Origin of the sequence: Kitasatospora sp. NPDC048296 (genome assembly GCF_043201815.1) — a bacterium.
GTDB lineage: Bacteria > Actinomycetota > Actinomycetes > Streptomycetales > Streptomycetaceae > Kitasatospora.
On record NZ_JBICZB010000064.1, the window covers coordinates 21,385 to 30,920 of the forward strand.

The following is a 9,536-nucleotide window of genomic DNA, read 5'->3' on the forward strand; positions in this document are numbered from 1 at the left end:
AGTCAGAGGTCCTTCCGAGCTGCGCGAATCATGTCGAGAGAGGCCAAGTCCGAGTTGGCTCCCACCTGCAGCCGATCGTAGTCTCTGGCCCAAGCGGTGACCGTCCCGGTTTCCCTGCTCAGAAAGCCACGTTCCTGCGACTCGGTGTACCCAAGCATGCTGCGATCGGGCATCGTCAGCAGCACCACGGGTAGCGCAAGCGTCCTGCGCTCTCCCATGGAGAACGGCGCCACCTGGGTGATCGCTCTCGGCCGCTCGGACAGCTCGACCAAGCGGTCGAGCTGTCCTGGCATGACTGTCGCGCCACCCACCAGCCTTCGGATGCAGCTCTCGTCCATCACGGTGTAGACAAGCGGCATATCCGCACTGTCCAGCCGCTGCTGACGCGTCAGCAGATACGAAACCCGAGCCTCGGCTTCTTCGCTCGTGATTGCACCCCTCCGCACGTCAGCCGCAGCCAACGCCTCCGCGTAGGCCTTCGTCTGGAACAGGCCGGGAACAACGCCGAGTTCGAACTGCCGCAGCTCGACTGCCTTCGCCTCGTGCGTCGCGTACTCCGGGAAGCCTTCGAGGAAGGACCCCCGTCCCTGGAGGCTCCAGTAGGTCAATTCCAGGGTCCCGCCGGTGTTCAGGACCCGGTCTACCTCGATGACCCAGTCGAGTGTGGGACTGCGCGTACCTCGTTCGAGGTTGGAGATCTGACTGTCACTCATCGAGGTCAGACGGCCAAGCTCAACCTGCGTCAGCCCTGCAGCCTTACGCGCCTTGCGGAGTTGGGCACCGAACGCCGCTAGCGGGGACACAGACGGGTCGAGTTCCGTCTCACGCATTTCAGACCTCCACAGTTGCCTGAGTCCCACTCCGGAGACTGTCAAGTGGGAATGCCTTCCGATCGTAGGGCGCAGCCCGCCACCATGACTACACCCGGTGAGAATCCGGGCGCGATGCGCAACCATGGAGACGCCCATGTCCCTCAACACCCAAAGCAGCAAGCCGAAGCTCAACAGCTTCACCGACCGGCTCCAGGTGGTGATCTACCTGGCCAAGACCGGCTCTACCTTCCCCGAACGGGAGATGCGAAGCTGCGAGTCCTACGCGCTCGCCTTCAACTGGGACGTCTCCCTCATCGTCGTCGACGACGCGGCGGACACCACCGCCCCCGACCGTCGCCCGATGCTCCAGGCCGCCCTGCAGCGCGTCCGCTCCAAGCACTCCGGCGCCATCCTCGTCCCGAGCAAGTCGACCATCTCCCCCATCATCGGCGAGTTTGACGAGTTCTCGCGCCAGGTCGAGAAGGCCGGCGGATTCCTCCAGGTGACCCACCGATGACCACCAGCCGCTACGGGATCATCCCCGCCGACGCCCCGGCCGGCCTCTCCTTCCCCGTCTGGGTCGTCCGCGACCACAGGACCGGCGGCCTGGTCAAGGCCCTCCCGCCGCGGCCCGAGCCGCTCCGCTTCTACTCCTACGACCAGGCCCAGGCCTGGGTCCACAAGAACGAGGAGCCCACGCAGTGACCGCCTTCCCCCACCACCCGTACGAGACCCGCTTCATCGATGCCCGCAGCCCCCACTTCCTCCTCCTGGAGTGCTGGGGCATCTGGGACCGCATCCGGCACGAGTACCTCCGGGCCCCCGGCTCCTCCCACCGGATCCGCCGCTTCTACACCCTCGTCGCCGCGCAGGCCCACCTGCGCACCTTGCCCGCTGGCGACTGACGCCGCCGGGCCGGATTCGAGCCGCTGCTGCCCCACGGGCAGCAGCGGCTGACGTCAAACGCACCGAGTCGATCAAGGACTACCAAGCCCGCCAAAATTGAACGACAAGCTAAGGCGTGTCCGCCTCCTGCACGAGCATCACCTTCCGCAGCAGGTCCGACAGCGTCCGCCGCTCGTCCTCGGTCAGCACGCCCAGCAGCCGGTGCTCCTCGCGGCCGACCACGTCCAGGGCCTCCTGCCAGGCGGCGCGGCCGGCGCTGGTCAGGACGATGTCGACCTTGCGGCGGTCCTTCGTGGACGGGGTGCGGAGGACGAAGCCGCGGCGTTCCAGGGTCTCCAGGCGGCCGGTGATGGAGGCCGGGGCGAGGTTGAGGTCGGCGCGCAGGTCGGAGGGGGCGGCGTGGCCGCCGAGGCCGGCCAGCACATGGAGGGTGTCGAACTCGTGCTTGTGCAGGCCGTAGTCGGAGACGCCCTGTTCGCGGACGCGGCCGAGGTGGTGGGTGAGCCGTGACATCCGGGTCACCGCGCCCTCGATGTCCGGGTCGAGGTCGGACAGCACCGGTAGCCAGCGGTCGACGTGGCCGTCCGTCCAGTCGCGGGGCGGGGACGGCTGCTGGGGAGGGTGCTCGGGCATGGGAGGAGTCTACAAAGGGGCAAACCTGTCGCTGCCGAAATATTCGTTGCCAAAATTTCGACACCGAAATACAGTTCCGCGCATGCCCCAACACCCGCTGCGCCTACCCGACTTCCGCCTGCTCTTCCTCGGCCGGACGGTCTCCACCCTCGGCGACGCCGTCGTACCCGCCGCCCTGGCCATCGCCATCACCCGCGCCACCGGCTCCTCCGGGGCGCTCGCCCTCGTCCTCGGCTGCGCGATGGTGCCGAGGCTGCTCCTGTTGCCCTTCGGCGGAGTGGTCGGCGACCGCTTCAACCCGCGCCTGGTCGCGCTCACCACCGACCTGCTGCGGGCCGCCACCCAGCTGCTGGTCGGCCTCGAACTCCTCGGCGGCCGCCCCGGCCTCGCCCACATCGCGGTCGCCGAGGCGATCGGCGGCGCCGCCTCCGCCTTCGCCATGCCGACCACCTCGCCGCTGGTCACCGGCATCGTCCCGGGCGAGCACCGGCTGCACGCCAACGCCCTGCTCGGCTCGGCCACCAGCGCCGCCCGGCTCGGCGGCCCGGCGCTCGCCGGGGTACTGGTGTACACCGCCGGGCCGGGCTGGGCCTTCGTCCTGGACGGCGTCTCCTTCCTACTGAGCGCCGCCCTGCTCACCCGGATCGCCGTCGCCCACGTGCCCGCCCGGTCGCGCTCGCTGCGCCGGGACCTCGCCGAGGGCTGGAGCGAGGTGCGCTCCCGGGACTGGTACTGGACCAGCCTGATCGCCCACGGGGTGTGGAACGGCGCGAGCGCCGTCGCGCTCACCCTGGGCCCGCTGATCGCCGCCACCCGCCTGGGCGGGGACGGCGTCTGGGTGGCGATCACCCAGGCCGGGGCGGTCGGCCTGCTGCTGGGCTCGCTGCTCGCCGCGCGGGTCCGGCCCCGGCGCCCGGTGCTGGTCGGCAACCTCGCCCTCGCCCTGTACGGGCTGCCGCTGCTGGCGCTCGCCGTCCCGGCGCCCGCGCCGGTGACGGTGGCCGCGTACGGGGTGGCGACGGCCGGACTGGGCTTCCTCAACCCGGTCTGGGAGACGGTGGTCCAGCAGGACTTCCCGGCCCGGGTGCTGGCCCGGGTCACCTCCTACGACTGGCTGCTCTCGCTGGCCGCCGCGCCGCTCGGGTACGTGCTGGCGCCGCTGGCCGCCGACGCCTGGGGCAGCCGGGTGCCGCTGCTGGCCGCGGCCGCGCTGGTGACCGCGGTGTGCGCCGGCACGGCGGCGGTGCCGGGGGTGCGCCGGCTCGGCGCCGACCGGGACGCGCCGGAGCCGGCGGCCGTCGAGCAGCCGCCGGTCCGGGTCAACTCCTGGGCTCGGAAGGTCAGTTCCAGATGCCGCTGATGTCCGTGGCGTTCGCCGCGTTGCCCGCGTGGCCGCTCGCCCCGGAGAGGTCCTCCAGGGTGCGCAGCACGTTGTAGTGGTTGTAGGTGGTGGCCGAGCTGCTGCCCGGGGCGACGTGGGCGCCGTAGACCAGGGTCGGGATCCGGTTGCCGGACAGGCTGTTGTCCTCGTCGAAGGTGACGATCAGCAGGCTGTTGTGGCTCTGCGCCCAGGTGGCGTACGCGCCCAGGTTGTTCTGGATCCAGGTGTCACCCGTCTTGACCGAGCAGTCGTGCATGTCACTGCACAGGTTCGGCACCACGAAGGAGACGTTCGGCAGGGTGGTGTAGTCGGTCGGGAACTGCGCGAAGGTCATGGCGGTGTTCAGCGGGACGTTGCCGAAACCGAACCAGGGGTTGTGCTTCTGCGCGTAGTTGCCGCTGCTGCAGACCGTGCTGCCCTGGCTGGGCAGGGACTCGTTGTAGCTGGCCCAGGTCTTTCCGGCGGCGGCCACCTCGGAGGCCAGGTTCGGGGTCTGGAACCCGCCGACCGTCACGCAGCTGTCGTCGACTCTGCCCTGGGTGGAGCCGGAGAACAGGGCGTAGTAGTTCGGCTCGCTGGGGTGGGTGATGGCGAAGGACTGGGTGAGGCCGGCGCCGCCCGCCTTCAGGGTGTTGTTGATGTACGGCGCGCTGCTGCTGCCGATGATCTGGCTGTAGGAGTGGTTCTCCATCACCACGACGACGATGTGGTCGGGCGTGGGCAGCGCGGCGGCCTGCGCGGTGGTGGCGGTCGCCGCCCAGAGTCCGGCGGAGGCGGCGACCAGGGCGGCGGCCGAGCCGAGCGCGGTCGCGGTGCGGCGGGAGCGGCGGCGGGGGGCTTCGTTCAGCGGGGCGTCGTTCAACAGGGCGTCGTTCGGGATCTTCGCGGACGAAGTCATGACGAATCCTCGGGTGGAGGGCGGCCCCGAAGGGCCCCCCGGCTCGGGGGAGGTGACGGACTGTCGTACTCTCGCGAACGGCCTAGTACGGGGTGCCGTTGGCGAAGTCGGTGTTGAAGGTCGTCTCGACGGTGTTGAGCACCCCGGAGTCCGAGACGATCAGGCCCAGCTCGCGGTTGTTGTTCAGCGAGTTGTCGGAGAAGTTCTCCGAGCCGGCGAACACCTTTGCCGAGGGGGTGCCGTAGTCGGCGACGATGGCCTTGGCGTGGATGTACAGGCCGGTGGTCGAGGAGTAGGTGACCACCTGGGCGCCGGCCGTGGTCACCTGGTCGAAGTAGGAGCCGTACGAACTCGGGTTCATGCCGACGACCCGCACGGTCACACCGCGGTTGGCGGCGGCGGTGATCGCGTCCACCAGGGCCTGGTCGCCGAACTCCAGCTCCTCGACGTCCAGCGAGGTCTGCGCGCCGTTGATCAGCGCCAGCAGGCGGTCCTGCGAGTCGGTGGGCGACCAGACCAGGTTGTCGCCGTCGGAGGGGGTGACCGAGGTCTTGGCGTAGTCCGCGGCGAAGACCTGCTCGATCGCGTTGACGTCGTTGGCGTCGGTGTCGAGGACGCCGTAGTCGCGGCTGCTAGAGTAGTAGGTGGCGTCCAGGTTCCCGGTCAGGATCAGGGACTTGGCGCCGTCCACGGTGACGGTCTTCTGGTGGGTGTAGACGAACGCCGAGGAGGAGTACGTCACGCCCACACCGGCGGCCTTCAGCGCGTTGTAGGCGGAGCCGTTGACCGAGGTGTGCTGGCCGTCCAGGATCACCCGGACCTTGACGCCGGCGCGCTGACGGGCGATCAGGTCGTTGACGGCCGTCGTGTCGCGCAGCTCGTACATGGTGACGTCGACGGTCTTGGTCGCCGAGTTGATCAGGTTGTAGACCACCGAGTGGTCCTGGTCGGGGAAGACGACCGCGGTGTACGTGCCGGTGGCGTGGGCGGTGCCGGTGGCGGATATCAGGCCGGCGCCGGCGAGCAGCAGGGCGCCGGCACGGCGCGCGAAGGTGGCCAGGGTCATGGGGGACTCCATGGTCGGTGAGGGAAGTGAGGGGGTGCGAGGGGGCCGGTACGTCGCACCGGAAGGCGAACGAAGCGCCAGAACAGCATGGCCGCGCAGCAGTCAACGCGGGTAGATGACGGCGGGTAAAACCTTGCCCCCAGGCCGGGAAACGAATGGTGCACATGCCAAACCGGGCCGACAACGGACGATGCGGGCGGTCCGGTTCACATTGCCATCGGCGGCCCGGACCGGTGATAGTGATCTTCGAGCGGCGCAACCGGACGCCGTGTCAGTTCACGAGAGAACCGAGGAACATGGCGAAGACCAGCCTGCTGCGTCCCCTCGCGGTGGCCGCCGCCGCTGCCGTCCTGGCGGCGACCGGAACCGTACCGGCCCTGGCCGCCGACCGGGACGGCGCCGCGCTGCCCGTCCCGGACACCGCCGGGGTGCTCAGCGCACTTCAGGCCACCATGCATGCGGGCGCCCCGGGCGCCTTCGCGGTCATCCGCGACCACGACGAGGACGAGAGGACACGCTCCCTGTCCGTCGGCCAGGCCAACCTGGACGGGACCCCGATGAACTCCTCGTGGAGGTTCCGGGTCGGCAGCAACAGCAAGATGTTCGCGGCCGTTCTCGTGATGCAGCTGGCGGAGGAGGGCCGGATCGACCTCGACAAGCCGCTGCGCGACTACCTTCCGGCCGGCACCCTCCCGGAGAGCTGGACCATGACCGGCCGTCAGGTGATGGAGCACCGCGCGGGCGTCTACGACCACACCAACGACCTGCTGGAACAGCCGGGCGAGGAGACCACCAGCGCCTTCGAGACCCGCATCCGCACCAATGTGTACCAGCCGGCCGACCTGGTCGCGATGTCCGTCAAACACGGCCAGCAGTACACCCCGGGCAGCCGCTACTCCTACTCCAACACCGACTTCGTGCTGATGGGGCTCGCCGTCGAGCACCTCACCGGCCGGTCGTACGCGGACGTGCTGCGCGAGCGGATCATCGAGCCGCTGGGCCTGGAGAAGACCTCATTCGTCGTGCCCGACCAGCGGATCAAGGGCGCGCACATCACCGGCTACCTCACCAACGACGACCGCACCAAGCCGCTGCTGGACTCCACCGAGCAGACCGCCTCCTGGCTGTGGAGCGCCGGTGGGGTCATCTCCTCCGCCGGGGACCTCGACCGCTTCCTCACCGCGCTGATGGCCGGCAGCAACGGCGGGCTCATCTCGGACGCCTCGCTGCAGCAGATGGAGGCCGCGCTGCCGACGCCCACCGCGAAGATCAGCTACGGGCTGGGGCTGCGCCGCATCTCGCTCTCCTGCGGCGACGTGTACGGGCACGGCGGCATCGTCCAGGGCTACCAGACCCAGTCCTTCACCACCCCGGACGGGAAGCGCAGCGTCGTCGTGTTCGCCAACGCCTCCAACAACGGTACGGTGACCCAGGGTCTGATGAGCGCGCTGGAGCCGGCCTTCTGCGGGAAGAAGCCGGCCGCCGCGCCGCGCACGGCCTTCGCGCCGCAGGACGGCGACGACCAGGGCCTCCCGGTGGTCGAGGACACCCGGATCTGACACCGGGATCCGATCCCCGCGCCCCGCCCCGGACCGGCCTCGCCAGCGACGCTACGGCGGGACCCGGCCGGGGCGGTTGCCGTCCGCGCTCAGGTCGGTGAGCACCCAGGCCCGCTGCTCGCGGTCGCCCAGGGCTCCGGCCGGCTCCAGGGCCGCACCGGCCCGCGAGCCGAGCTTCCGGGAGTCACCGGCCGGAAGTCACCGGCCGACCGGCGCGTACCCGTGCTCCGCCGCCAGGACCGGCCGCAGCGCCCGGATCGCGTAGAAGTTCCGGGACTTGACCGTCCCCGGCGGCACTCCCAGCCTGGCCGAGGCCTCCTGCACCGAGCGGTCCTTCAGGTGCAGTTCGACCAGCACCTCACGGTGGTGCTTCTGCACCCGCCGCAGCGCCAGGGCGATGTCCCGGGCGACCACCACCTGCTCGTACGGGTCCTCGACGAGCGGCCGGTCCTCCAGTGGCTCGCCGATCACCTCCTTGGCGCGGGCGGCGGCCATCCGGTAGTGGTCGATCGCGATCCGCCGGGCCACCGTGAACAGCCAGGGGCGGCTCTGCTCGGGGCCTTTGGTCAGCGCCTCCGGGTGCTGCCAGGCCCGCAGCAGGGTCTCCTGCAGGATGTCCTCCGCCTTGCCCCGGTCACCGCCGGTGGCCCGCAGCAGGACCCGCAGCAGGTAGCCACCGTGCAGCCGGTGGATCTCGGCCAGGGTGTCGGGGTCGAGGGTCGGTCGGGCCGGGCCCGGCCCGGGTGTCGCCGCCACCGCGGCCGACGGGCCGACGGACGACTGGACGACGGGCGTGGGCTGGGCGACTGGCGGCTTCGGCACGCGCTACCTCTCAGGTCGGGCAAGGGCACATGGCAGGGCTTCCGCCGTACGTCCCCCGTGGCGGGCAGACAGCAGCCTGCCGGGCGCCGCCAAGGACCCGCCAACGATCCGCCAACGCCCCGACCCGCGGGCACCGGGCCCGCCGCCGGGTGCCACCGTTCAGCCCTCGTCGAGCTCCCGCACCAGCTCCTGGACGCCGTCCTCGCCCCGGTGCTCGATCAGCACCGCGACCCACCCCGCCAGCCGTTCCCGCTCGGCCGTCGTCCACCCCGGCGCGGACGGGTGCACGTCCACCACCAGCGACCTCGACACGGCCAGCAGCCCCGGCGTCGGCTCCGGCGTCAACTCCGGCCGCCGCTGCCGCTCCGGCAGTGCCCGCAGCGCCAACCGCCGGGCGACGGACGTCACCTCGGCCGCGGTGCCCCCCGGCACCGCCAGCGCGGGCGGCCCCGGCACCTCCGGCGCGCCCATCCGCACCAGGGCCACGATGTACGCCCGCACCTCGGCGCCGTCCGCATCCATCCCGTGTTCCTCCCCCGTCCCGTTCCGTCCCGATCTACGTGGCCTCCACCGACCGGGGTTCAGCCACAGCGCGGCGGCGGTCACCCGTCAGTACGGGTGCGGCCGGAAGCCGCCGACGACCACGACGGAGGCGACCGTTCCGTCCGCCGCCCGGCCGAGCCAGACCGCATTGTCCTCGTCCGCCGTGAAGGTCACGAGGTCGGCCCCGAGTCCGTCGTGGCTCACCCGCTCGAACGAGCCGTTGTGCACCTGCTCCCGCTCCTGCGCGGTGTCGAGACCGGTACGCAGGTCCCGCCAGAGCTGCCGGAACGGCAGGGTCAGTTCCGCCCAGGCCGTGGCGTCGGCGAAGCACGCCGTGTTCGTGTCGGACGGGAAGAAGCGGAACCGCTCGCCCGGGCGGGCGAACTCGATGTCCTCACCCACCCCGAGGGCGTTCTCCCAGGCGACCACCGGCGCGTCGGCGACGCACAGCCGTACGGCGGCCACCGCGGAACCCCACCGTTCGGTGATCCAGGAGGCCTCCACCAGGTAGCTGCCCGGCGGTATCCGCTCGGCCAGCTCCCGCCCCGTCGGCGGGTTCAGCTCGTAGTCGTCGTCGTCCGGCCACGGCGAGCTCACCACCAGTCGGCCGCTCGGCACCCTGATGGTGGTCACCTCCTTCACCTCCACCACCCGAACCACCGTCAGCGGATGGTTGGCCCGGATCCCCAGCCCCTCCCCCGGGGTGAAGACCGCGTCCAACAGCATCCGTTCGTCCTCGCCCGCCGCCAGGCGGGCATCCACCGTGTACGTCATACCGCGAGCGTAGACAACCCCACCGACAGCCGACGGGCCGGCCGGGGGGGGGGGCCCCCCCCCCCCCGGGGGGCGGGGGGGGGGGGCCGGGGTTGGGTGGGGCCCCCGCGGGCGGGGTGGGGGGGGGGGGGGGGGGCCGCCC

At 71.1% G+C, this 9,536-nt stretch carries 12 protein-coding genes; 5 read left to right on the forward strand and 7 right to left on the reverse strand.

The features are described from left to right. Positions 1-2: 2 nt before the first annotated feature. Positions 3-830 carry a helix-turn-helix domain-containing protein gene (locus ACGF12_RS29525; protein WP_393036512.1) on the reverse strand — a complete coding sequence of 276 codons (828 nt, stop codon included), beginning with the start codon at positions 828-830 and terminating at the stop codon, positions 3-5. 136 nt (positions 831-966) lie between these two features. Here ACGF12_RS29525 and ACGF12_RS29530 point away from each other — a divergent pair, with 136 nt between their 5' ends. From ACGF12_RS29530 to ACGF12_RS29540, 3 genes are read left to right on the forward strand one after another with little or no spacing between them, the layout of a single operon-like run. Further along, a complete protein-coding gene (locus tag ACGF12_RS29530) occupies positions 967-1,329 on the forward strand; it encodes a hypothetical protein (RefSeq protein ID WP_393036515.1) in 363 nt (120 codons plus the stop codon). Next, on the forward strand, positions 1,326-1,517 hold the full coding sequence (locus ACGF12_RS29535) for a hypothetical protein (RefSeq protein WP_393036518.1): 192 nt from the start codon (positions 1,326-1,328) through the stop codon (positions 1,515-1,517). Before ACGF12_RS29530 ends, ACGF12_RS29535 begins: the two co-directional genes overlap by 4 nt. Continuing rightward, on the forward strand, positions 1,514-1,717 hold the full coding sequence (locus tag ACGF12_RS29540) for a hypothetical protein (protein ID WP_393036521.1): 204 nt from the start codon (positions 1,514-1,516) through the stop codon (positions 1,715-1,717). The genes ACGF12_RS29535 and ACGF12_RS29540 overlap by 4 nt, the downstream gene beginning before the upstream one ends. 109 nt (positions 1,718-1,826) lie before the next feature. Here ACGF12_RS29540 and ACGF12_RS29545 read toward each other — a convergent pair whose 3' ends face one another. After that, the gene (locus ACGF12_RS29545; protein ID WP_393036524.1) at positions 1,827-2,351 is read right to left on the reverse strand and encodes a MarR family winged helix-turn-helix transcriptional regulator; all 525 of its coding nucleotides are present in this window, start codon (positions 2,349-2,351) and stop codon (positions 1,827-1,829) included. Positions 2,352-2,433: 82 nt separating this feature from the next. Between ACGF12_RS29545 and ACGF12_RS29550 the strand changes: the two genes are divergently transcribed. Beyond that, positions 2,434-3,711 carry an MFS transporter gene (locus tag ACGF12_RS29550; protein WP_393036528.1) on the forward strand — a complete coding sequence of 426 codons (1,278 nt, stop codon included), beginning with the start codon at positions 2,434-2,436 and terminating at the stop codon, positions 3,709-3,711. On the opposite strand, the gene ACGF12_RS29555 is transcribed toward ACGF12_RS29550, so the two are convergent. Next, complete coding sequence (locus tag ACGF12_RS29555) at positions 3,692-4,630, reverse strand: alkaline phosphatase family protein (protein WP_393036531.1); 939 nt, start codon at positions 4,628-4,630, stop codon at positions 3,692-3,694. The two genes, ACGF12_RS29550 and ACGF12_RS29555, sit on opposite strands and share 20 nt — an antisense overlap. Before the next feature lie 82 nt (positions 4,631-4,712). Further along, positions 4,713-5,696 carry a phosphatidylserine/phosphatidylglycerophosphate/cardiolipin synthase family protein gene (locus tag ACGF12_RS29560; RefSeq protein WP_393036534.1) on the reverse strand — a complete coding sequence of 328 codons (984 nt, stop codon included), beginning with the start codon at positions 5,694-5,696 and terminating at the stop codon, positions 4,713-4,715. A 296-nt stretch (positions 5,697-5,992) separates the two neighbouring features. Between ACGF12_RS29560 and ACGF12_RS29565 the strand changes: the two genes are divergently transcribed. Continuing rightward, a complete protein-coding gene (locus tag ACGF12_RS29565) occupies positions 5,993-7,255 on the forward strand; it encodes a serine hydrolase domain-containing protein (protein WP_393036536.1) in 1,263 nt (420 codons plus the stop codon). A 198-nt stretch (positions 7,256-7,453) separates the two neighbouring features. On the opposite strand, the gene ACGF12_RS29570 is transcribed toward ACGF12_RS29565, so the two are convergent. The 3 genes from ACGF12_RS29570 to ACGF12_RS29580 all read right to left on the reverse strand — a co-directional run bounded on the left by ACGF12_RS29570 (position 7,454) and on the right by ACGF12_RS29580 (position 9,394). Then, positions 7,454-8,077 carry a sigma-70 family RNA polymerase sigma factor gene (locus tag ACGF12_RS29570; RefSeq protein WP_393036539.1) on the reverse strand — a complete coding sequence of 208 codons (624 nt, stop codon included), beginning with the start codon at positions 8,075-8,077 and terminating at the stop codon, positions 7,454-7,456. A gap of 159 nt (positions 8,078-8,236) precedes the next feature. Beyond that, complete coding sequence (locus ACGF12_RS29575) at positions 8,237-8,599, reverse strand: hypothetical protein (RefSeq protein ID WP_393036542.1); 363 nt, start codon at positions 8,597-8,599, stop codon at positions 8,237-8,239. A gap of 87 nt (positions 8,600-8,686) precedes the next feature. Continuing rightward, a complete protein-coding gene (locus tag ACGF12_RS29580) occupies positions 8,687-9,394 on the reverse strand; it encodes a DUF4241 domain-containing protein (protein WP_393036545.1) in 708 nt (235 codons plus the stop codon). Between the last annotated feature and the right edge of the window lie 142 nt (positions 9,395-9,536).